Genomic DNA, 22031 nt, shown 5'->3' with positions numbered 1-22031 from the left:
GACCGGTCAGCGGGCGTTTCCTGGACAGACGTGAGCCGGCGTCGGCGGGTGGCAAGCCACGGCACCGCGTAACAGAGGTGAGGTTAGCTCGTGAGACGGCGGGTGGCATCGACGTCAGCATGAATCTGGGCGATCAAGGCGTCGATCGAGTCGAAACGCGTGTTGCCGCGCAGGCGGGCGGCGAACTCGACCGCCACGTGCACCCCATACAGCTCCAGATCATCCCGATCCAGCGCATAGGCCTCGACCGTGCGCGGCACCCCCTCGAACGTCGGGTTGGTGCCGACCGAGATCGCCGCCGGCCACCGTTCCCCCGCGTAGAGCGCCGGCAGGTTGGCCACGGGCACGCACTCCAGCCACCCCGCGTACACCCCGTCGGCCGGGATGGCCGTGTGCTGCGGCGTCTCGACGTTGGCGGTCGGGAAACCGAGCTGGCGCCCCCGCTGGTAGCCGCGCACCACCACGCCCTCCACCCGATGCGGCCGCCCCAGCAGCGCCGTGGCGCCCTCGACGTCGCCCGCGACGAGCCGCTCGCGGATCGAGGTCGAGGAGATGGCGGCGAGCTTGGGCACAGCCTCCACCTCAAAGTCGTATTTATCGCCCAGCGTCCGCAATGTCTCCACATCGCCGCTGGCCCCGCGCCCGAACACGAAGTCCTCCCCCACCACGACCACGGCGGCCTGGAGGCGTTCGGCCAGGACGTTCTGGGCGAAGTCATCCGGGCTCGTCCGCGACAGATCGAACGTGAACTCCATCACGTCGATCTCGTCCACCCCCAGTCCGGCCAGCAGCTCGGCCCGGCGCCGGAGGTTGGTGAGCCGCTGCGGGTGCGTCCCGGGCCGCACGACCTCGTCAGGATGCGGCTCGAACGTGACGGCCACACTCCGCAACCCCCGTTCGCGCGCGACGGCGACCACGCGCTCGATCACCCGCTGGTGCCCGCGGTGGACCCCGTCGTACACACCGATGGTGACGACAGACCTTCCCGAACCCTGCACGCTAGGCCCCATTCGCTCGTGGCGGATCAATCCGACACAAGCCTGCCATGCTCGTCCCCGTTCCCTCCAACCGAGGGCCTTCCGCGCCCCCCGAAGCCCTGGTCCGGGCGCGATAGGATCGGGCATCATGCCTCGATACGCGCTTCTGATCCTGCCTGCCTTCAACCGGGTCTACGGAGAAAACTCCGTCCGGCTGACCAGGAGCGAGCTGGCCGTGTTCAGCACGCGTGCCCTCGGCTACGACGCGCTGGCCAGCGAGGAGACGGAGATCGGCGGCGTGCCGTACGTGACGTTCGAGACGCCGGAGCCGCTCAGCCAGCTGGACATTTCGCTTCTGTCAAATCTTTCCTCTGTTTATGCAATTTTTGGGATGGAAGGCGAGTTGCTCAGGCCGCTGGCCATGACGTCGCTCGACCGGCTGAGCAGCGACCTGATCACCATCCAGAAATACGCCGGCAAGACCAACGAGCACTTCACCAAGCTGCTGCTCAACGTCACCGTGCTGGCGGGAGACAGGGAGCTGGGCGACCGGCTGGCGGTGTTCGACCCGCTGTGCGGCCGCGGCACGACCCTCAACCAAGCCCTCATGTACGGCTACGACGCCTACGGCATCGACGTGGACGGCAAGGACTTCGAGGCATATTCCGGCTTCATCAAGACCTGGCTGCGCAACAAGCGGCTCAAGCACACGGCGGAGACCGTGCCGGTGCGCCGCGAACGGGCCCTGGTGGGGCGGCGGCTGAACGTCACCTTCGGCCTGTCGAAGGAGTCGGTCAAGGCGGGCGACGTACAGCACCTGACCATGGTCAACGCCGACACCCTCAAGAGCCGCGAGTTCTTCCGGCCGCGGTCGTTCGACGTGCTGGTGACCGACGCGCCCTATGGCGTACAACATGGCAGCAAGGGCGGCACCGGGCTGTCACGCAGCCCTCTGGAGCTGCTGAAACAGGCCGTCCCGGTCTGGGCCGAGCTGCTGCGCCCCGGCGGCGCGATGGGCGTCGCATGGAACACCTACGGCGGCAAGAGCTCCGAGCTGGCCGCGATCCTCACCGACGCGGGCCTCGAGGTGATGGACTACCCCGACTTCGAGCACTGGGTCGACCAGGCGATCGTCCGCGACATCATCGTCGCCCGCAAACCCGCGTAGGGCCTCAGGAGACGAAGACGGCCAGCGGCTTGGCCACCCCGCCCTGCTCCTCCACCAGCGCGAGCAGCTCCCCATCTGGCCCGAACACCCCGATCGGCCCCTGCCCGAGCCCCGCCGCGGGCAGCCGCCCGCCGTGCCCGATGACGCGCGCCTCCTCGGCCGTGACGTCCCTGCTGGGGAATGCCGCCGCCACCGCCTCCCCGATCGGCAGGATCACGCACTCCTCGGCGAGCTGCTCGATGCTCCTGGCCAGGGACAGGTCATAAGGCCCCACCCGGGTACGCCGCAGCCGCGTCAGATGCCCCCCGACCCCGAGCGCCGCGCCCAGGTCGCGGGCCAGCGCCCGGATGTAGGTCCCGCTGGAGCACGTCACGACCGCATCCACATCCACGACGTCGTGGCCGGGCCGGATGTCCAGCACCTCGAACGAGCGCACGGTCACCGGCCTGGCCGGCAGTGCGACCTCCTCGCCGGCGCGCGCCCTCTTGTAGGCCCGCTGCCCGTTCACCTTGATCGCGCTCACCTGCGGCGGGACCTGCATGATCTCCCCGGTCAGCGCCGCGATGCCCTTGTGGATCTCGGCCGCCGTCACCCCGGCCGCCGAAGCCGTCGCGGTGACCTCGCCCTCGGCGTCGTCGGTGTTCGTGCTCACGCCGAGCCTGATCGTGGCCTCGTAGACCTTCTCCGTCAGCGCCAGGTGCCCGAGCAGCCTGGTCGCCTTCTCCACGCCGATCACCAGCACGCCGGTCGCCATCGGGTCGAGCGTGCCCGCGTGTCCCACCCGGCGGGTGCCCGCGATGCGCCGCATCTTGGCCACCACGTCGTGCGACGTCCAGTCGCCCGGCTTGTCGACGATGATCAGACCGCTCCCGGCCACCAAGCCTCCCACCCGAACATCCCGAACGCCGTCACGACGCCCCGCCAGAGCGCCGTCGAACCTTCCGCAGCTCGCGCGTGAACGCGGCCATGGCCTCCTCCACGGTGTCGTGCGAGGTGTACCCGGCCGCGTTGTGGTGCCCGCCGCCGCCCAGCGCCGCGCACACGGCCGCCACGTCCACCGTGCCCTTGGACCGGGTCGACACCTGCCAGTCACCCTGGTCGTCCTCCTTGAGCACGACCGCGACCTCGGCCTCGTCGGTACGCCGCACGATGTCGATGATGCCTTCGAGCTCCGCGTACGGCAGCCCGTACGCGGCCCGATCGATCCGCGTCACGTACGTCCACACCAGCCCGTCCTCCAGCATCACCCGTTCGAGCGCGGAGGCCAGTACCTTGAGATAGCCGAACGGCGACCGGTCCCACAGCTCACGAGCGATCTCGTCGGTATGCAACCCGGTCGCCACCAGCCTGGCCGCCATCTGGTGCACCGCGGGCGTCGTCGAGGAGTAGCGGAACGATCCAGTGTCGGTCACCAGACCGGCGTACAGGCACGTGGCGATGTCCCGGTCGAGCCGCCCGCCGAGCCGGTAGAGGAGCTGTTCGGCCAGCATGGCCGTGGCCGCGGCCTTGGCGTCGATGAGGCTGAGCGTGCCGAAGCCCTCGTTGGACGGGTGGTGGTCGAGCACGATGACCTCACGCGCCCTGGCGGTGTTGTCGCGCAGCAAGCCCAGCCGCTCGAACGTCGAGGCGTCGAACGTGATCATCAACTCCGGTGCCGCGGGGAAGTCTGCCGGCGGCACCAGCATCTCCTGACCCGGCAGGAACCGCAGCAGCCGGGGCACCGCGAAGTGCCGGTCGCCGAAGGAGGCCACAACTCGCTTGCCCATCGACCGCAGCACGAACCCGACGGCCAGCATCGAGCCCAGCGCGTCACCGTCCGGCGTCACGTGGCAGGCCAGCGCGACCTCGTCCGCCTGGCCGATCAGGCGCAGCGCCCGATCCCACGCGGCCTCCGGGACCGCGCCGCAGTCGGCCGGGCGCCGGTCCACGTGGGACGAGCGGCCGGCCCTGCGAGCTCCGTCGCGAACGTCGGGTGTCACGCCTGATCGTCCCCGGCCGCCTCGAGGCCCTCCTCGGGCTTCTTGTAGGGGTCGGCCTCGCCCGCGTAGGAGGCGTTCTCGGCCTTGCGCGCCACCTCGGCGTCCCTCGCCCTGGCGGCGTTGATCAGGTCGTCGAGCTGGCGCGCGCTGTCAGGGAGCGGGTCGTGCTTGAACGTCAGCGTCGGGGTGAAGCGCACGCCGGTCTGGCGGCCCACCTCGGAGCGGATGATGCCCTTGGCGCTCTCCAGGGCGGCCGCGCTGTCGGCCCGCTCGGCCTCGGAGCCGAACACCGTGTAGAACACCGTCGCCTCGCGCAGGTCCGCGGTGATGCGCGTGTCGGTCACGGTGATGAAGCCCAGGCGCGGGTCCTTGATCCGGCGCTCCAGCATCTCGGCGACGATCTGCTGGATGCGGTCGGCGAGCTTGCGCGCTCGTGCGGCGTCCACCATGTTCGCTCCCCCTCAAGCACGTCCTGGCCGTGCAGTCGTTCAATCTTCGTCGTTGTAGAGCCGGTGCCTGGCCGACAGCAGCTCGATCTCAGGGCGGAAGGCCACCATCCGCTCGCAGGCGTCCAGCACCTCTTTGCAGTTTCCCGCGGAGGCGGAGACGACCGCGACGCCGACCTCAGCCCTGCGATGCAGGTCGAGATGGCCGGTCTCGGCCACGGCGATGCTGGGATAACGTCGCTGCAGCTCGGCGATCAGCGGCCGGATGACAGAGCGCTTCTGCTTCAGCGAGCTGACGTCGCCGAGCAGGATGTCCAGGGTCAGAGCACCCACATACATTCTTGGTTACCACCGCTTGGCCTGGTGTGGTGAGCGCACGCCCGGCCTGCTGCGGTGGGGACCAGGCCGGGGCGTGCGAGAGGCGCCCGGCGGATGTCCCGCCGGGCGCCCGGCCGCGTGTCACACGCGCGGCTTCTCCCGCATTTCGAACGTCTCGATCGTGTCGTCGATCCGGATGTCGTTGTAGCCGACCCCGATGCCGCACTCGAAGCCCTCGCGGACCTCGGTCGCGTCATCCTTGAAGCGACGCAGGGACGAGACGGTCAGGTTGTCCGCGATGACGACGCCGTCGCGGATGATCCTGGCCTTGCTGTTGCGGACGATCAGGCCGGAGCGGACCAGCGAACCGGCGACGTTGCCGATCTTCGGCACCTTGAAGACCTCGCGGACTTCGGCGGTGCCCATCTGGACCTCTTCGAACTCGGGCTTGAGCATGCCCTTGAGCGCCGCTTCGATCTCCTCGATCGCCTGGTAGATGACCGAGTAGTAGCGGATGTCGACGCCCTCGCGCTCGGCCAGGTCGCGCGCCCGAGGCTCGGGGCGGACGTTGAAGCCGATGATGACCGCGTTGTCGTCGGCGACGGCCAGGTTGACGTCGTACTCGGTGATGGCGCCGACCGCGCGGTGCAGGACACGGAGCCTGACCTCGTCGCCGACGTCGATCTTGAGCAGAGCGTCTTCCAGGGCCTCCACCGAACCGGACACGTCACCCTTGATGATGAGCTTGAGCTCGTCGACGCGGCCCTTCTCGAGGTTGCTGAACAGCTCCTCGAGGGTGAGGCGGCGGCTCGACTTCGCCATGTCGGCGCTGCGCTTGCGCGCCGCGCGCTGCTCGGCGATCTGGCGGGCCATCCGGTCGTCGGTGACGACGATGAAGTTGTCACCGGCGCCAGGCACGGCCGTCAGGCCCATCACCCGGACCGGACGCGACGGCGTGGCCTCCTCGACCGCGTCGCCGTTGTCGTCGAGCATCGCGCGGACGCGGCCGTAGGCCTCGCCACACACGATCGAGTCGCCGACGCGGAGCGTGCCGCGTTGGACCAGGACGGTCGCGACAGGGCCGCGACCCTTGTCGAGGTGTGCCTCGATCGCGATGCCCTGGGCGCCCATCGACGGGTTGGCCCGCAGGTCGAGCTCGGCGTCCGCGGTCAGCACGATGGCCTCGAGGAGCTCGTCGATGCCCGTGCCGTTCTTCGCCGAGATGTCGACGAAGAGGGTCGAGCCGCCGTACTCCTCCGCCACCAGGCCGTACTCGGTGAGCTGGGCCCGCACCTTGTTGGGGTCCGCGCCCTCCTTGTCGACCTTGTTGACCGCGACCACGATCGGCACGTCGGCCGCCTGGGCGTGGTTGAGGGCCTCGATCGTCTGCGGCTTCACACCGTCGTCGGCCGCGACCACCAGCACCGCGATGTCGGTGGACTTGGCGCCTCGGGCACGCATGGCGGTGAACGCCTCGTGACCCGGGGTGTCGATGAAGGTGATCTTTCGCTCTTCGCCCTCGTGCTCGGCGGAGACCTGGTAAGCACCGATGTGCTGGGTGATGCCACCCGCCTCGCGCGCCACCACGTTGGTCTTGCGGATGGCGTCGAGCAGCTTGGTCTTACCGTGGTCGACGTGACCCATGACGGTCACGACCGGCGGACGCGCGGCCAGGTCGGCCTCGTCGCCCTCGTCCTCGCCGAACTCGATGTCGAAGGCCTCGAGAAGCTCGCGGTCCTCCTCCTCCGGGCTGACGACCTGGATGTTGTAGTCCAACTCCTGGCCGAGCAGCTGCAGCGTCTCCTCGTTGACCGACTGGGTCGCGGTCACCATCTCGCCGAGGTGCAGCATGATCTGCACGAGCGCGGCGGGGTTCGCGCCGATGCGGTCGGCGAAGTCGGCCAGCGACGCGCCGCGCGGAAGGCGGATCGTCGCGCCGTTGCCACGAGAGACCTGCACGCCGCCGATCGCCGGGGCCGACATGTTGTCGAACTCCTGGCGCCTCTGACGCTTCGACTTGCGGCCACGCGCGGGACGGCCACCAGGACGCCCGAAGGCTCCCGCGGTGCCGCCGCCACGACCGCGACCGCCGCCACCTGGACGACCGGCGAAGCCGCCGCCACCACCGCCGGGACCACCGGTGCCGGTGCGCTGGCCGGTGCCGCCGCCACCAGGGCGACCGGCGAACCCGCCGCCACCGCCACCGGGACGACCGCCGCCGCCACCGCCACCGGGACGGCCACCGCCGCCACCGCCGGGACGACCGCCGCCGCCACCGCCACCGCCACCGGGACGACCACCGCCGCCACCGCCGCCACCACCGCCGGGGCCGGAGGGACGACCCTGCGGCATCATCATCGGGTTGGGACGCGGGCCACCGGGACGGGGACCTCCCGCACCGGGACCGGGACGCGAGCCGCCGGAGGGCGGTCCAGGACGCGGCCCGGCCGTGCCGGACCTGCCCTCGCCGCCGCCACGACCCTGCGGCGGGCGCGGCATCGCGCCGTCGCGCGGCGGACCGTCACGACGCTCGCGCTGGCCGGGGCCGCCACCGCCGTCGCGGTTGCCGCCCTGGCGCGGCGGACGGGACTGGCCCATGCCGCTGGCGGTGGAAGAGAACGGGTTGTTGCCAGGACGCGGGCCACGCGGGCCCGGCTTGGGACCGGGGCCTGGACGCGGGCCGCCGCCACCGGCGGGCGCGCCGGGACGCGGGGCCTGGTCGCGACCGCCGCCGCCACCATGCCTGTCACTGGGCCTATCGCTGGACCTGTCGCTGGGCCTGTCGCTGGGCCTGTCACCACCGGGCCCGGGACGGGGCGCGGGGCCGGGCTTGGGACCCGGACGGGCGGCGGGACCAGGCCGTGGACCTGGAGCCGGACGGGCGGGCGCGGCACTTTCGAAACGCGCCTGCGGAGCCCCTGACGTCTCACCGCGAGCGGCCTCCGGCTGCTGCTGTTGCTGGTGAGGCATGGGCACCGGCGGGCGCGGCTGACCGCCGCCACCACCGGGCCCAGGACGGGGAACAGGTCCGGGCTTGGGACCCGGACGTGGGGTTGAGGGGATCGGCGCCCCTGCGGCGCCGTTACCGGCCTGGCTCTCCGCCGGCCGGGGAGCAGCCCTTGGCGGCTGCGGTTTGTTGGACGGCGAACCGCCGCCCCTAGAGGGCCCACCCTTCGATGCGCCCAGAGCTTCGGTGAGCCTGCGGACCACCGGCGCCTCGATGGTGGAGGACGCCGAACGGACGAACTCCCCCATCTCTTGGAGCTTGGCCATGACGACCTTGCTCTCTACGCCGAACTCCTTAGCGAGCTCGTATACCCGGACCTTCGCCACTGCACTCCCTTACTCGGCCCGGGAGGCTGGCTATGCCGTCCGGACCGTCGCTACCTTGACGTCTTCATCGCCGCGTGCTCATCAGGCGCTCATAGCAATCTGACTCCGCCCATCAACTCGGCGTCCTACATGACATTTCGTGGTTCTCCTTCCAGGTGCGCCCGCACGCGCGAGACGTCAAGCGGCCCCGGCACGCGGAACGCGCGCGGGAACGCTCGGCGACGCTCGGCAAGCTCCAGACAGCTCAAGGACGGATGCAGCGATGCACCGCGGCCAGGAAGCCGTCCTCGCAGGTCAAGAACCACTTGGTCCTCGACCCGCACCAGTCGGAGCAGCTCGGACTTAGCCGTGCGAACCCTGCAGCCCACACAGGTGCGCTGTGGGACCGCGTGGCCACCATATTCCAGCTTACCGTGTTGACGCATCTACGGAACCGGCGGCATCCTCGGCCTGAGTATCGGGCCGGATGTCGATCCGCCACCCTGTGAGTCTCGCGGCAAGCCGGGCGTTCTGCCCCTCTTTCCCGATGGCCAGCGAGAGCTGGTAGTCGGGCACGGTCACGCGCGCGACGCGTCCATCGAGATCGAGAACCTCGACGTGGGTAACACGTGCGGGTGACAGGGCATTCCCCACGAACTCGCCCGGATCCTCCGACCAGTCGATGATGTCGATCTTCTCGCCGTGCAGCTCGGTCATCACGTTGCGCACGCGCGAGCCCATCGGACCGATGCATGCGCCCTTGGCGTTGACACCCTGCCTGCGCGACCTGACCGCGATCTTCGTACGGTGACCCGCCTCGCGCGCCACCGCGGCGATCTCCACGGTGCCGTCGGCGATCTCGGGCACCTCCAGCGCGAACAGCTTCTTCACCAGCCCGGGATGCGTGCGCGACAAGGTGACGGAGGGGCCCTTGTGACCCTTCTTCACCTGCACCACGTAGGCGCGGATGCGCTCGCCGTGCACGTACTCCTCGCCGGGCACCTGCTCGGCGTGCGGCAGCACGGCCTCGATCTTGCCGAGGTCGACCAGCACCACCCGCGGGTCCTTGCCCTGCTGGATGACGCCGGAGACCAGCTCGCCCTCGCGGCTGGCGTACTCGCCGAAGTTGATCTCGTCTTCGGCGTCGCGCAGCTGCTGCAGGATGACCTGCTTGGCGGTGGTGGCGGCGATCCTGCTGAAGTTGTTGGGTGTGTCGTCGAACTCCCTGACGACCTCGCCCTCCTCGTCCAGCTCAGCGGCCCAGATCGTGACGTGGCCGCTGCTCCTGTCGAGCTCGGCCCGCGCCTTGGAGGCGGCGCCGTCGGTGCGGAAGTACGCGATCAGCAGCGCGTCCTCGATCGCCTTGACGACCAGGTCGAAGGAGATGTCCTTTTCCCGCTCCAGGCTGCGCAGGACGCTCATGTCGATGTCCACGACGGCTCCCCCTAGCCTTCGTCGCCGTCGACGTCGTCGAGTCGGCGGAATTCCACCTGTACCCGTCCCCGGGTCAGGTCCTCGTAATCAAGCCTGCGTGCGGCGCCTTCGACGTCGATGTCGACACCGCTCTCATCCGCGGCCAGGATGCGGCCCTCGACCACGGCGCCGTCTCTCATCTCCGCCTTCACCAGCCGCTTGGCGGCACGGCGCCAGTGGCGCGGCTCGGTGAGCGGGCGGTCGACGCCCGGCGAGGAGACCTCGAGCGTGTAAGCCGCCTGGCCCATCGAGTCGTCGCCGTCGAGTGCCGTGGAGACGGCCTGGCTCACGTCGGCCACGTCGTCCAGGCTCACGCCGCCGTCCCGGTCGACGATCACGCGTAGCAACCTTCTCTTGCCCGCCTGGGTGACCGTGACGTCCTCCAGGTCGAGACCCTCCGCGCCGACCACGGGCTCAAGGATCTTCATCAGGTGGTCGCGGGGTGATGCGCTGCCCATATCGACCTCCCCTATTGTCATGTCTCAGCCGGGCGGACCTCGCCACTGGCTCCCCGCCGTCTGGCCGCTCAGCCAGCGACGACAGTTGACACCCTATCCGTACGGGGGCACGTAAAGAGCGCCACTCGTCGTGGTCGAATGGCGAGCGTCGCCTGACAGCGATCGCGGGTACTAGCCCGTACGATGCTATCTGCGTCCGTAGTCACTGGAGGTCCAAGCCCGTGCGCCCGCGTCACCTCTCCCGGCGAGCCTTGCTGGCGGGCGGAGCGGCCGCTCTCACCGCCTGCAGCGGGTCCGGCCCTCCACAGCCGTCCGCCCAGGCCACGGACACGCCCGAGACCCTGCTGCTGAAAGACCTGATCGCGGAGAAAGAACGCACGATCGCGCTCTATTCATCCCTGATCGCCGCTGGGGGGCGCAAGCTGATCCCGTTCCGGGATCGCCACCAGGCGCATGTGAACGAGTTGCGCAAGCACGTCACCGTCACCTCGTCGCCGCCCGCGGCATCGCCGTCGCCGTCCGCCACGGCCACGGCCACGGCGTCGCTGTCGCGCCTGCGGGATCTGGAACGCAAGGCGGCGGCGCTGCGGACCCGCCAGCTGGCCGGTGTCTCGCCCGGGGTGGCCCAGCTGATCGCCAGCATCGGCGCCTGCGAGGCCGCCCACGCCGCCGCCCTGCCGAGGTCGTTGTGAGCATTGTGACCGCGGTGACCGCCGACGACATCGAGAAGCTGCGCAAGGCGCTGGCGGCGGAGCACGCGGTGCTGTTCGCGTACGGGCTGCTCGGGGCGCGGACGTCGGGAGCGCTGCGGGCCAGGATCAGCGCGGCCTTCGACGCCCACCGGGAGCACCGCGACCAGTTGCGCACGCTCATCACGACGCGGGGCGGCAGGCCGACCGAGCCCGACGCGTCCTATGCGCTGCCGTTCTTCCCGTCCAACGCGGCCCTGGCCGTCAGGCTGGCGGTGCACCTGGAGACCGGCGTCACGGCCGCCTACCTGGAGCTGGCCGCCGCGCAGGACGTGTCGTTGCGCCGCTACGCCGCGCTCGCCATGCAGGAGGCCGTGACCCGCTCCTACGCCTTCCGCCCGGCCCAGCCGCCGGCCTTCCCCGGCATGCCGGTCGCGGCTCCCGCGTCCCCTTCGCCTTCACCGGTACGGGACGGAGAGTAGGGCCGGGCGTCAGGCGGTGAGCATCAGCTGATGGCGGCCAGGATGCGGTCGGCGGCCTCCGTGAGGGGGATTTCCGACTTCTCGCCGGAGACCCGGTCCCGGAGCTCCACCACACCCTGCGTCAGCCCCCGTCCGACCACCACGATCGTCGGCAGCCCCAGCAGCTCCGCGTCCTTGAACTTCACCCCCGGCGACACCTGCGCCCGGTCGTCCACCAGCACCCGCAGCCCGCGCGACTCCAGCTCGGCGCCCAGCTCCAGTGCCGCCTCCACCTGGTGCTCCTTGCCCGTCCCCACGATGTGGACGTCGGCGGGGGCCACCTCGCGGGGCCACACCAGCCCGAGCGGGTCGTGGGCCTGCTCGACGATGACCGCCACGGCACGGGACACCCCGATGCCGTAGGAGCCCATCGTGATGCGGATCGGCTTGCCGTCGGGGCCGAGGGCGTCGAGGCCGGCGGCGTCGGCGTATTTGCGGCCGAGCTGGAAGATGTGGCCGATCTCGATGCCGCGGTCGATGGACAGCGGGGAGCCGCAGCGGGGGCAGGCGTCGCCGGCGCGCACCTCGGCGGCCTCGATCGTGCCGTCCGGGGTGAAGTCGCGGCCCGCCACGACGTTGGCGGCGTGCTTGCCCGGCTCGTTGGCGCCCGTCACCCAGGACGTGCCGGTGACCACCTGGGGGTCGACCAGGTAGCGGATGCCGAGCTCGCGCAGGACCTGCGGCCCGATGTAGCCGCGGACGAGACCGGGGTGCTTGGCGAAGTCGGCGGCCTCGAAGATGGCGGGCTCACCGGGCGACAGCGACGCCTCCAGGCGCTTGAAGTCCACCTCGCGGTCGCCCGGCACGCCGATGACCAGCGTCTCCACCTTGTCGGAGCCCGGTGTGGAGACCTTGACGACGATGTTCTTCAGGGTGCCGGCGGCGGTGATCGACAGGCCGTGGTGCTCGTTGACGTACGAGACCAGCGTCTCGATCGTCGGCGTGTCAGGGGTGTCGAGGACCTTCAGTGCCGCTGCGTCGTCGTACGAGCGAGCCGCCGGGGCGGTCGTGAGGACGGCCTCGGCGTTGGCCGCGTAGCCGCACGAGTGGCAGGCCACGAACGTGTCCTCGCCCGTGGGCGTGGGCGCCAGGAACTCCTCCGACGCCGACCCACCCATCGCCCCCGACTGGGCGTAGACGATCTTGTAGTTGATGCCGAGCCGGTCGAACGTCCTGATGTACGTCTCCCGGTGCTGCTCGTAGGAGCGCTTGAGCCCGTCGTCGTCGAGGTCGAAGGAGTAGGAGTCCTTCATGAGGAACTCGCGACCGCGCAGGATGCCCGCCCTGGGCCGGGCCTCGTCCCGATATTTGGTCTGGATCTGGTAGAGGGTGACCGGATAGTCCTTGTAGGAGGAGTATTCGCCCTTGACCATGTCGGTGAAGAGCTCCTCGTGCGTGGGACCGAGGAGGTAGTCGGCGCCCTTGCGGTCCTGAAGCCGGAAGATGTTGTCGCCGTATTCGGTCCAGCGGCCGGTGGCCTCGTAGTATTCGCGGGGCAGCAGGGCGGGGAAGAGCACTTCCTGGCCGCCCATCCTGTTCATCTCCTCGCGGACGATCCTGGCGACGTTTTCCAGCACCATCTTGCCGAGGGGCAGCCAGGAGTAGATGCCGGGCGCCACGCGGCGGACGTAGCCGGCGCGGACCAGGAGCTTGTGGCTCGGCACTTCCGCGTCTGCCGGGTCGTCCCGCAGGGTGCGAAGAAACAACGACGACATGCGCAGCAACACGGCTACTCCTCGGAGAACGTGGATGTGAAGAACTACAGGCTATCGACTCGGAGCGGCCTCGCGCTCAGGGTTATACCGTGAGCGGGATCCAGCCGACCATCAAGGCCGCGAGGCAGGCCGTGAACACGCCCGCGAACAGCGCCGACATCGCCAGCGCGCGCACTCGCCGCCGCCGCGCGTTCCTGCGCAGCACCAGCACCAGGACCACGGCCAGCAGCCCGATCACCATCGCGGGCCCGGGCCAGAACGCCCGCTCGCTGGCGATGAACCCCGGAGTCGCCCGATCCACCACGTCCGCGATCAGCGCCGCGCCGACCGCGCCCGCCGCCAGGTCGCCCCAGGAGTCGTCTCTGCGGGTGACGTACGCCAGCAGGCCCAGGCCGACGAGCAGGGCGAGCGTCCAGTTGAGCCCCGCGGCGCTGCCGCCGATGGAGTCGGAGGTGTCGTGGCCGGCCAGCGCGCCCGCGCCCAGGGCCGCGACCAGCGTGGCCACCGCCGCCAGGAACGTCGTCAGCAACGCCCACCCGAACCCTGACGCACTGGCGCCCACGACCAGCGACAGGGCGAGGTAGACGTACGGGTCGTAGATCTGGCCGATCCACCCGGGGCCCTTGCCGGAAATGAGCATCCCGATCAGCCCGACGACCAGTCCTCCCAGGAATGCCGTCACGAGATGGCGTTCGATGCCGCGCTGGCGCCGGTCGTACTCGGCGAAGTCGGCATAGTCGATCGTGGTGTTTTTCATCTCCATTTCCCTGGTCAACCCGCCCCCTGCTATGTCTAGCGATGACCAGCGTCAGACTATGTGACCGTACAAAAAAGGCAAATTTCGGTCATCCCTATGCCAAGACAAGCAATCGCTTGGTTAGCATCGGCCCATGGCACTCCCCGATGAGCTCCGCGCCGTCGTACGCACCTACCTCGCCGACCGGCCGGCCGCGTCGTGGCAGGCGCTCGCGCGTGATGTGGGGGTCGCGGGGCTGCTCGTCCCCGAGGAGTACGGCGGGGCGGGATGCGGTCCGGCCGAGATGGCCGCCGTGGCGGAGGAGCTGGGCCGGGTCCTGTCACCCCATCCGTTCCTGCAGTCGGCGGTGATGGCCGTGGCGGCGGCCGAGGCGAGCGCGGCGTCCGAGCTGCTGGAGGCGCTGGCCGACGCGCGGACGACCGCGACCGTGGTGCTGCCGGGGGACGGCGCCCTCCGCCTCGACGACGGCCTGCTCACGGGCGTGGTCCCGTACGCGCTGGAGGGCGAGCTGGTGCTCGTCTACCTCGACGATCTGCTGGTCGAGGCCGTGCCGGCGGGGCGCAGGACGTACCGGACCATGGACGAGAGCCGGCCGCTGGAGGAGCTCTCCTTCCAGAGCACCCCGGTGCGGCGGCTCGGCGACGGCGGGTCGTGGGCGCGCGTGCGCGACCTCGGGATCGCCGCGCTGGCCGCCGAGCAGGTGGGCGGGGCGCAGCGGTGCCTGGAGATGGCGGTCGAGCACGCCAAGGCGCGGCGGCAGTTCGGGCGGGCGATCGGGTCGTTCCAGGCGATCAAGCACAAGCTGGCCGACCTGTTGCTCCTGGTGGAGTCGGCCCGGTCGGCGGCGGGGGCGGCGGCCGGTGACGAGGTGTTCGCGGCGATCGCGGGGTCGTACTGCACGGAGGCCTACCTGGCGGCGGCGGGCGAGAACATCCAGGTCCACGGCGGTATCGGGATCACCTGGGAGCATCCTGCCCACCGCTATCTGAAGCGGGCGACCTCGGACGCGCAGCTCTTCTGCCCGCCGCTGGCCCACCGCGCCCGCCTCGCAGGCCACGTGTTCGGAGACTAACCGCCGAGCAGCTCTTCCCAGGGGTGGCGGGTGTTGGTGCGGCGGGTGGTGTCGAGGGCCTCGGACAGGCGCCAGAACCCAGGGCGCTCGCGTACGATCGCCCGGCCCATCGGGTCGATCGCGCGCAGTTCGAAACGCACGCCCATCACGTCGAGCACCGCCGAGCCGGCGCTGCCGGGACCGACCTCGGTGACGAGCGAGCCGTCGAAGTCGGGGTCGCGCACCTCCTCGGCGAGCAACGACGCCACCTCGTACGCGTACGGGCCGTCCCGCCACTCGATGTGCCAGCTGTGATCGGCCCCCCGCCACCACGTCAGGTCGCGGCACGACTCGATGAAGTCGGCCTCGGTCGCGAGCGCGGCCATCACCCGGCCGAACGCCTCATACCTGCGGGCACTGGTGAGCGAGAGGTCGTCGTCGGCGGGGCCGGGGAGCGCTTCGTCCTTAGGCCGCCGCAGCGCGTGCTTTCGCTTCACGAACACCCACTCTGATCGCGGGCGCGCCCTTCCCGCAAGTCTTTGCCGCTGATACGCTCTACCAAGCGAGCGCTTGGTTCACTATTACGCCGGAGGCGCGATGACGTCCCTACGGATCAGCTTGGGATATGAACTGGAGGTCCGCGGTCGCACCCGCGAAGTCGAGCAACAGGCGTTCCAGAACGTGATCGACCAGGTCGTCCTCGGCGACCGGCTGGGCTTCGACACGGCCTGGTTCGTGGAGCACCACTTCACCAGGGGCTTCTCCCACTCCTCCGCCCCCGACCTGGTCCTGGCCGCCATCTCGCAGCGCACCGAGCGCATCCATCTGGGACTCGGCGTGGTGCTGCTGCCGTTCCAGTCCCCGATCCGCACCGCCGAGCGCGTCGCCACGCTGGACGTGCTGAGCGGCGGGCGGGTGGAGTTCGGGACGGGGAGAGGGGCCTCGCCGCTGGAGTACCAGGCGTTCCAGAAGCCGTTCGAGCAGTCGCGGCGGATCTGGGAGGACTCGCTGGAGGCGACGCTGGCCATCTGGCAGGCCGACGGCGAGCCCGTCAGCAGGTCGAACGAGTTCTTCGAGATCCCCGACGTGGCCGTCTACCCGCGTCCGGCGCAGGAGCCGCATCCCCCGGTGTGGGTGGCGTCCACCTCGCTGGACGGCTACCTGGCGGCCGCCAGGCACGGGTACAACCTGCTCGGCATGACGATGCTCAAAGGCATCGACGACGTCGCCGCCGACATCACGAAATATCGGGAATGTCTGGCGGATCACGGCTTCGACCCCGCCTCCCGCCGCGTCGCCCTCATGATCCCCTGGTACGTCGCCCCCACCCGGGACGAGGCGACCGCCACGGCCGCCGACGCCGTCCTGTGGTACATCCGCCGCCAGGTCAACCTCGTCACCCCGCCCGACTACTACGACGCCCGCCACGCCACCCACCGCGTGCTGGGGCAGCTGGCGGCCGGGTTGCCGCCGGAGGAGGCCATGGCCACGCTGCGGGAGCACCTGATGGTGGTGGTGGACGACGTGGAGGGCTCGCGCAAGGCCCTGGCCAGGATCGCCGAGGCCGGCGCCACGGATCTCATCATCCAGGCGCAGGTCGGCGGGCTGGCGCATGAGCGGGTGTGCGACGCGATGACGCTGTTCATGACCGAGGTGGTGCGTTGATGGCCCGCTGGCTGACCCGTGACGACCTCGGAGCCGCCGCGCGCTCGGCCACCGGGCTCCTGCTGGCCTCCCCCGACGTGTCGAGCGTGTTCCCACTGGGCCCGCAGGACGCGAGCCTGACCGTGGAGGCGCTGCGCGAGGCGGGCGTCGGCGAGCGCGACCGCGTCGTGGTGGCACTCTCCGAGCCCGCGGGCGCGCTCTGGGCAGGGGCCGCGGCGGAGGTGGCCGAGTCCGCCGCCTGCGTGGGCCCGCGCGGCCGGATGCGCCTGCACCACGCGCTGTCCGCGCTGCGGGCCAGCACGCTGGTCGTCACCCCGACGGGCGCGATGGACTTCCTGGCCCGCCTGCACCTGGAGTTCCTCCTGGACCCGCTGGACCTCGGGCTCCGGAACATCGTGCTGACCGGCGAGATCGCCTCGAAGCGGACGATGAGCCATCTGGCGGGCGAGTTCGGGGCCAGGGTGACGGAGGTGTTCGCGAGCCCGTTCAGCGGCGCCGCCCTGGCGTGGCGGGCGGCCGAGGAGGACCCGCTCACACCGCTCGCGGACGGCGTGCTGGGGCTGGCGGCCCTGACCAAGGAGGACGTCCCGGATCCCGCGGCCGACCTCGCCGAGCTGGTCGTCACCCCGTACGCCCACCCGGCGCTCGGCGACGCCGTGCTGAGGACCGGGCAGGTGGCCGGGACCGGTGGCGCGGGCATACCGGCACCGGCGCACACGGTAGGCGAGCATGTGCTGGTCAGGGGCGTGTGGCTGGCGCTGCCACGGATCGAGAAGGCGCTGTCGAAGATCGACGGGGTGGCGGGCTGGGAGCTCGCGATCAACAGGCAGGGAACGCTGGACGCGGCGGCGCTCACGGTGACGTTCGGCCGGGAGAGCCTCATCGGGAACCCCATGTGGAAGTCGAGGATCGTCCAGGCCGTCCAGGCGCTGACCCCCATCTCGATCGACGTGGAGATCGCCCAGGACGTCTCCGAGACCCCCGTGCCCGGCACGGTGAACGACCTGCGCGGCCACCACCTCGGAAGGGACCGCGCTCTCATCACCCAGGGGTGACCGATGGCACCGATGCCGGACTGGGGGACGCTCCCCCGCATGCTGCGCGACCAGGCAGAGCACCATCCCGACGCCGTCGTGGTCGCCGACGGCGGCACCCGGGTGACGATGTCCGGGCTGAGGACCGCGGCCGCCGAGATCGCCCGCGGCCTCATCGCCCTGGACGTCGGCCCCGGCGACCGGGTGGCGATGTGGGGGCTGAACTCGGCGTACTGGGTGCTGCACGCGTTCGGGATCTGGGACGCGGGCGCGGTCATCGTGCCGCTCTCGTCCCGCTACAAGGGCATCGAGGCCGCCCAGCTGATCGAGAAGACCGGCGCGAAGGTGGTGGTCACCGGCGCGGGTCCTACTGCGACCCCGCTCGCCGACCTCCTGCCGCCCCTTCCAGGGCTGCGGCACCCGTCCGAATTACGTGCCCTCGGTACGCGGGTCTCCGCGCGGGAGTCCGAGGAGCGCGCGCTGGCCACCCGCCCCGAGGACCTGTGCGAGATCATGTCCACCTCGGGCACCACCGGCACCCCCAAGGGCGTCATGCTGGACCACGCCCAGATCCTGCGCGGCTACTGGGACTGGTCCGAGATCGTCACCCTGAACGAGCGCGACCGCTATCCGGTGATCGCCCCGTTCAGTCATGGGTTCGGGCTGAACGCCGGGCTCATCGCCTGCGTGTTGCGCCGGGCCACGATGGTGCCGATCCCCATCTTCACGCCGGACGCCCTGATGTCGCTCATCTCGTCCGAGCGGATCACGGTCCTGGCCGGGCCGCCCACCCTGTTCCACCGGCTGCTGGACGAGCTGGACCGCGGCTCCTGGGACGTGTCGTCGTTGCGGGTGGCCATCTGCGGGGCCGCCGCCGTGCCGTCCGCCCTGATCAACCGGCTGGTCGAGCGGGTCGGCCTGGAGCGCATGATCAACGCGTACGGGCTGATGGAAGGCACCGTCGTCTCCATGACCAGGGCCGGCGACCCCATCGTGGTGATCGCGAACACCACCGGCAGAGCCGTGCCCGGCATCGAGGTGAAGGTCGTCGACGACGACGGCAAGCAGGTCCCGCCGGGCGCGCGCGGCGAGATCCTGCAGCGCGGCTATGGCGTGATGCGCGGCTATTGGGACGACCCCGCCCGGACGGCCGAGGTCGTCGACGCGGACGGCTGGCTGCACACGGGCGACGTCGGCGTGCTGGACGAATTCGGAAATCTCGCCATCGTGGACCGCAAGAAGGAGCTCTACATCGTCAACGGCTTCAACGTCTCCCCCGCCGAGGTCGAGTCGCTCCTCCTGAGGGAGGGTTCGCTGGCGCAGGCGGCGGTCGTCGGCGTGCCGGACCCGGTCACGGGCGAGGCGGGCGTGGCGTACGTGGTCCCCCGGCCCGGTGTGTCGCCCGAGCCCGATGCCCTGCTCGCGTGGGCGCGGGAGAAAATGTCCAACTACAAGGTGCCCAAGCGGATCGTCGTGGTCGACGCACTGCCCACGAACGTCAACGGCAAGGTCGACAAGCTCGCGCTCCGGGCGCGGGCCGCCACGGAATAGGCGCGGGCCTCGCTGGGCCGAGTAGGGTGAAAGTAGGCCTTTTGTCCCAGGAGCTGCCATGTTGCGCCTCCTGGCCGGGGAGGCCGCACGCAGGTTCGGGGGCCGCGCGGCCGTGGTCACCGGCTCCACCTCGCTGTCCTTCGCCGACCTCGACCGGTTCTCCGACCAGGACCCGGGCACCGAAGCCGGGCTGGGCCTCGGCACGCGACCCGACGATCCCCCCGAGGACGCCGAAGAGAGTGTCGGCAGGCCACGGGCCGGGGTCGACGTGTCGATCCGGGACGGGGAAGGCCGCATCCTGCCCGATGAGGACCAGGGTGAGGTGCTGCTCCGCTCGGAAGCGGTGATGAGCGGCTACGTTGGCAAGAGCCCCGATCATGCGGTATTCGCAAGGGACGGGTTCATCCGCACCGGGGATCGGGGATACATCGATCACACCGGCCGGTTACACCTAGTGGGACGCGTAACCGGGTCTTAGGAGGCAGCGTGGCGTTGCACGTGGCGGTCATCGGGTCGGGCCCCGCCGGGATCTACACGGCGGAGGCGCTGGTCAAGCAGTCGGTCGAGCCTGTCGAGGTCGATGTCCTCGAACGTCTGCCGACCCCGTACGGGCTGGTCAGGTACGGCGTCGCGCCCGACCACACCTCGATCAAGTCGATCGCCAACTACCTGCGAAGAGTGCTGGAGCTGCCCGAGGTCCGCTTCCTGGGCGGCGTCACGCTCGGCGAGCACCTGTCCGTCGAGGACCTGCTGAACTCCTACGACGCGGTGGTCTACTGCACGGGGGCGATGGTCGACAGGAAGCTCGGCATCCCCGGCGAGGACCTGCCGGGCAGCGTGGCGGCGACCGACTTCGTGAACTGGTACTGCGGGCATCCCGACGTCGATCCCGGCCGGTTCACGCTGGACACCTCCGAGGTCGCGGTGATCGGCGTCGGGAACGTGGCCGTGGACGTCGTACGCATCCTGGCCAAGACCCACGACGAGCTGCGCTCCACCGACGTGCCCCACGACGTGCTCGAACGCCTCGAAGACAGCCAGGTGAAGGCCATTCACATGGTCGGCCGCCGTGGCCCGGAGCACGCCAAGTTCACCCTGAAGGAGCTGCGCGAGCTCGGCGAGCTGGCGAACGCCGACGTCTGCGTCCGCCCCGAAGAGGCCGTCGTCCTGGGCGGCGACTTCCCGCGCCAGATCCAGGGCAACATCAAGGTCCTGCAGTCGTGGGCCGCCCGCGAGCCGGTCGGCCGCCCGCGCCGCCTCGACGTGCGCTTCTGGCTGCGGCCCGTGGAGATCCTCGGCACCGAGCGGGTGGAGGGCCTCAAGCTCGAACGCACCCGCCTGTCCGAGGAGGGCCGCGTGGTCGGCACGGGCGAGTTCGAGACGTTGCCGGTCGGCATGGTGCTGCGCTCCGTCGGTTACCAGAGCGTGCCGCTGCCCGGGGTGCCGTTCTCGGAGCGGACCATGACCGTGCCGAACGAGGCCGGCCGGGTGCGGGACCGCGAATACGTGGCGGGCTGGCTCAAACGCGGTCCGACCGGGGTGATCGGCACCAACAAGTCCGACGCGGCGGAAACGGTCCGCACGCTCCTTTCCGACCTCGAAGGTCAGGAACGGATGGCGGAAAGGACCATCGACACGCTGCTGGCCTCTCGTGGTGTGCGTCCCGTGACGTACGAGGAGTGGCTGGCCATCGAGACCGCCGAGGCCGAACTGGCCAGGTCCCTGGGCCGTGGCGAACGTGTCAAGCTCGTCGGTCTGGAGGCCATGCTCCGTGCGTGCCGTTCCTGAGGGCTTCACGGAGGCGTACCGGGTCCAGCAGGCCCGCTATCCCGTGTCGGAGCCGGGCTGGCAACCGGTCCACACCGTGTACGTCCCGGCCGACCGGCTCTCCGCCCGTACCGTCTCCGAGTGGGGCGACCAGGCGTTGTCCCTGGTCAAGGCGCATCTTGCCGGGCCTTTCGAGCTGGGCGAGGTCTTCGGGGTGCCCGAGGAGCTGTCCGCCGGCGTACACGAGAGGGTGTCGCGGAAGCTCGCGACCGAGCCGATCGAGGACCTGCGCGTCGATTTCGAGGACGGGTACGGCGTCCGCCCCGGCTCCGTGGAGGACGGGCACGTGGCGCAGGCGGTCGAGGCGGTGGCCGCGATGCACGCGGCGGGGACGTTGCCGCGGCGGTGGGGACCGCGGGTGAAGTCGTTCGCCGACGGGGATCCCGGGCGGTCTGTGCGCACGCTCGACGGGTTCGTCGCCGGGGTGGTGGAGCGGGTCGGTGAGCTGCCCGCCGGGTTCACGGTGACCTTTCCGAAGGTGCTGATGGAGGAGTACCTGGGGCAGTTCGCAGGCGTGCTGGAGCGGCTGGAGTCGAGGCTCGGGGTTTCGCGGCTGCGATTCGAGATGCAGGTGGAGGCGCCGCAGACGTTGCCGTTCCTGCGCGGCGACCTGGCCGAGTCGCTGGGCGGGCGGCTGGCGGCGGCGCATTTCGGGGTGTTCGACTACACGGCCGCGATCGGGCTGCCGCCGCACGAACAACGGCTCGACCATCCGGCCTGCGACCATGCCCGGCATGTGATGCAGACGGCGTTCGCGGGCACGGGGGTGGAGTTGTCCGACGGGTCGCTGGCCGCCTCTCCCGCCTCGGACGGGGCGCGGGACGTACACGCGTTGTGGCGGCGGCACGCCGAACTGGTCCGGCATTCGCTGCGGCACGGCTTCTACCAGGGCTGGGACATGCATCCGTCGCATCTGGTGAGCAGGTTCGCCACCGTCTACGCCTTCCACCTGGCCCGCTACGCCTCCTACCGGGACAGGGTCGGCGCCTGGGAGGAGCAGCGGGAGGCCGGGGGCGGCGTCATGGACGAGCCCGCCACGATCCGCACCCTCGTCGCCGCGCTCCGCCGAGCCGACGCCGCCCTGCCCTGA

The 22031-nt window shown here is 70.6% G+C and carries 22 protein-coding genes; 10 read left to right on the top strand and 12 right to left on the bottom strand.

The window, feature by feature from the left end:
• Nucleotides 1-83: 83 nt before the first annotated feature.
• On the bottom strand, nucleotides 84-1010 hold the full coding sequence (locus tag ACFLIM_RS03735; RefSeq protein WP_393161889.1) for a bifunctional riboflavin kinase/FAD synthetase: 927 nt from the start codon (nucleotides 1008-1010) through the stop codon (nucleotides 84-86).
• A 115-nt stretch (nucleotides 1011-1125) separates the two neighbouring features.
• Here ACFLIM_RS03735 and ACFLIM_RS03730 point away from each other — a divergent pair, with 115 nt between their 5' ends.
• On the top strand, nucleotides 1126-2145 hold the full coding sequence (locus ACFLIM_RS03730) for a TRM11 family SAM-dependent methyltransferase (protein ID WP_393161887.1): 1020 nt from the start codon (nucleotides 1126-1128) through the stop codon (nucleotides 2143-2145).
• Between the two features lie 4 nt (nucleotides 2146-2149).
• Here ACFLIM_RS03730 and truB read toward each other — a convergent pair whose 3' ends face one another.
• The 8 genes from truB to rimP form a co-directional block, all read right to left on the bottom strand.
• Nucleotides 2150-3022: a tRNA pseudouridine(55) synthase TruB gene (gene truB, locus ACFLIM_RS03725; protein ID WP_393161886.1), complete on the bottom strand. Its 873-nt coding sequence runs from the start codon at nucleotides 3020-3022 to the stop codon at nucleotides 2150-2152.
• Nucleotides 3023-3053: 31 nt separating this feature from the next.
• Nucleotides 3054-4124, bottom strand: coding sequence for a DHH family phosphoesterase (locus ACFLIM_RS03720; RefSeq protein ID WP_393161884.1), 1071 nt, complete (start codon nucleotides 4122-4124; stop codon nucleotides 3054-3056).
• Nucleotides 4121-4573, bottom strand: a complete 453-nt coding sequence (gene rbfA, locus ACFLIM_RS03715) for a 30S ribosome-binding factor RbfA (protein WP_393161882.1) — start codon at nucleotides 4571-4573, stop codon at nucleotides 4121-4123. The genes ACFLIM_RS03720 and rbfA overlap by 4 nt, the downstream gene beginning before the upstream one ends.
• A gap of 39 nt (nucleotides 4574-4612) precedes the next feature.
• Complete coding sequence (locus tag ACFLIM_RS03710) at nucleotides 4613-4909, bottom strand: DUF503 domain-containing protein (RefSeq protein ID WP_393161880.1); 297 nt, start codon at nucleotides 4907-4909, stop codon at nucleotides 4613-4615.
• A gap of 120 nt (nucleotides 4910-5029) precedes the next feature.
• A complete protein-coding gene (infB, locus tag ACFLIM_RS03705) occupies nucleotides 5030-8221 on the bottom strand; it encodes a translation initiation factor IF-2 (protein ID WP_393161878.1) in 3192 nt (1063 codons plus the stop codon).
• 125 nt (nucleotides 8222-8346) lie between these two features.
• Nucleotides 8347-8646, bottom strand: a complete 300-nt coding sequence (locus ACFLIM_RS03700) for a YlxR family protein (protein WP_393161876.1) — start codon at nucleotides 8644-8646, stop codon at nucleotides 8347-8349.
• Nucleotides 8630-9634: a transcription termination factor NusA gene (nusA, locus tag ACFLIM_RS03695; RefSeq protein WP_393161874.1), complete on the bottom strand. Its 1005-nt coding sequence runs from the start codon at nucleotides 9632-9634 to the stop codon at nucleotides 8630-8632. The genes ACFLIM_RS03700 and nusA overlap by 17 nt, the downstream gene beginning before the upstream one ends.
• Nucleotides 9635-9645: 11 nt before the next feature.
• Nucleotides 9646-10131 carry a ribosome maturation factor RimP gene (rimP, locus tag ACFLIM_RS03690; RefSeq protein ID WP_393161872.1) on the bottom strand — a complete coding sequence of 162 codons (486 nt, stop codon included), beginning with the start codon at nucleotides 10129-10131 and terminating at the stop codon, nucleotides 9646-9648.
• A 221-nt stretch (nucleotides 10132-10352) separates the two neighbouring features.
• Here rimP and ACFLIM_RS03685 point away from each other — a divergent pair, with 221 nt between their 5' ends.
• Together ACFLIM_RS03685 and ACFLIM_RS03680 are read left to right on the top strand one after the other, a co-directional pair.
• Entirely contained in the window at nucleotides 10353-10823 is a 471-nt protein-coding gene (locus ACFLIM_RS03685; protein ID WP_393161870.1) for a hypothetical protein, read from the top strand.
• The gene (locus tag ACFLIM_RS03680) at nucleotides 10820-11302 is read left to right on the top strand and encodes a ferritin-like domain-containing protein (RefSeq protein WP_393161868.1); all 483 of its coding nucleotides are present in this window, start codon (nucleotides 10820-10822) and stop codon (nucleotides 11300-11302) included. Before ACFLIM_RS03685 ends, ACFLIM_RS03680 begins: the two co-directional genes overlap by 4 nt.
• Before the next feature lie 23 nt (nucleotides 11303-11325).
• Here ACFLIM_RS03680 and ACFLIM_RS03675 read toward each other — a convergent pair whose 3' ends face one another.
• Both ACFLIM_RS03675 and ACFLIM_RS03670 read right to left on the bottom strand, forming a co-directional pair.
• A complete protein-coding gene (locus tag ACFLIM_RS03675; protein WP_393161866.1) occupies nucleotides 11326-13068 on the bottom strand; it encodes a proline--tRNA ligase in 1743 nt (580 codons plus the stop codon).
• 70 nt (nucleotides 13069-13138) lie between these two features.
• Nucleotides 13139-13813 carry a hypothetical protein gene (locus ACFLIM_RS03670; protein WP_393161864.1) on the bottom strand — a complete coding sequence of 225 codons (675 nt, stop codon included), beginning with the start codon at nucleotides 13811-13813 and terminating at the stop codon, nucleotides 13139-13141.
• Between the two features lie 133 nt (nucleotides 13814-13946).
• On the opposite strand from ACFLIM_RS03670, the gene ACFLIM_RS03665 reads away from it, so the two are divergent.
• Complete coding sequence (locus tag ACFLIM_RS03665) at nucleotides 13947-14885, top strand: acyl-CoA dehydrogenase family protein (protein ID WP_393161862.1); 939 nt, start codon at nucleotides 13947-13949, stop codon at nucleotides 14883-14885.
• Here ACFLIM_RS03665 and ACFLIM_RS03660 read toward each other — a convergent pair.
• Nucleotides 14882-15361, bottom strand: a complete 480-nt coding sequence (locus tag ACFLIM_RS03660; protein WP_393161860.1) for a hypothetical protein — start codon at nucleotides 15359-15361, stop codon at nucleotides 14882-14884. The genes ACFLIM_RS03665 and ACFLIM_RS03660 overlap by 4 nt on opposite strands.
• A 100-nt stretch (nucleotides 15362-15461) precedes the next feature.
• Here ACFLIM_RS03660 and ACFLIM_RS03655 point away from each other — a divergent pair, with 100 nt between their 5' ends.
• Genes ACFLIM_RS03655 through ACFLIM_RS03630 form a run of 6 tightly spaced genes read left to right on the top strand, consistent with a single transcriptional unit; the run spans nucleotide 15462 to nucleotide 22031 of the window.
• Complete coding sequence (locus ACFLIM_RS03655) at nucleotides 15462-16529, top strand: LLM class flavin-dependent oxidoreductase (RefSeq protein ID WP_393161858.1); 1068 nt, start codon at nucleotides 15462-15464, stop codon at nucleotides 16527-16529.
• The gene (locus tag ACFLIM_RS03650) at nucleotides 16529-17584 is read left to right on the top strand and encodes a hypothetical protein (RefSeq protein WP_393161856.1); all 1056 of its coding nucleotides are present in this window, start codon (nucleotides 16529-16531) and stop codon (nucleotides 17582-17584) included. Before ACFLIM_RS03655 ends, ACFLIM_RS03650 begins: the two co-directional genes overlap by 1 nt.
• Before the next feature lie 3 nt (nucleotides 17585-17587).
• Complete coding sequence (locus ACFLIM_RS03645) at nucleotides 17588-19114, top strand: AMP-binding protein (protein WP_393161854.1); 1527 nt, start codon at nucleotides 17588-17590, stop codon at nucleotides 19112-19114.
• 58 nt (nucleotides 19115-19172) lie between these two features.
• Entirely contained in the window at nucleotides 19173-19592 is a 420-nt protein-coding gene (locus ACFLIM_RS03640; protein ID WP_393161852.1) for an AMP-binding protein, read from the top strand.
• 8 nt (nucleotides 19593-19600) lie between these two features.
• Entirely contained in the window at nucleotides 19601-20902 is a 1302-nt protein-coding gene (locus ACFLIM_RS03635) for an FAD-dependent oxidoreductase (protein WP_393161851.1), read from the top strand.
• Complete coding sequence (locus tag ACFLIM_RS03630; protein WP_393161849.1) at nucleotides 20886-22031, top strand: DUF6986 family protein; 1146 nt, start codon at nucleotides 20886-20888, stop codon at nucleotides 22029-22031. Before ACFLIM_RS03635 ends, ACFLIM_RS03630 begins: the two co-directional genes overlap by 17 nt.

The organism is Nonomuraea marmarensis (genome assembly GCF_043197025.1).
GTDB lineage: Bacteria > Actinomycetota > Actinomycetes > Streptosporangiales > Streptosporangiaceae > Nonomuraea > Nonomuraea marmarensis.
The sequence above is the reverse complement of the archived record's forward strand: the minus strand, read 5'-3'. Positions and strand labels throughout refer to the sequence as shown.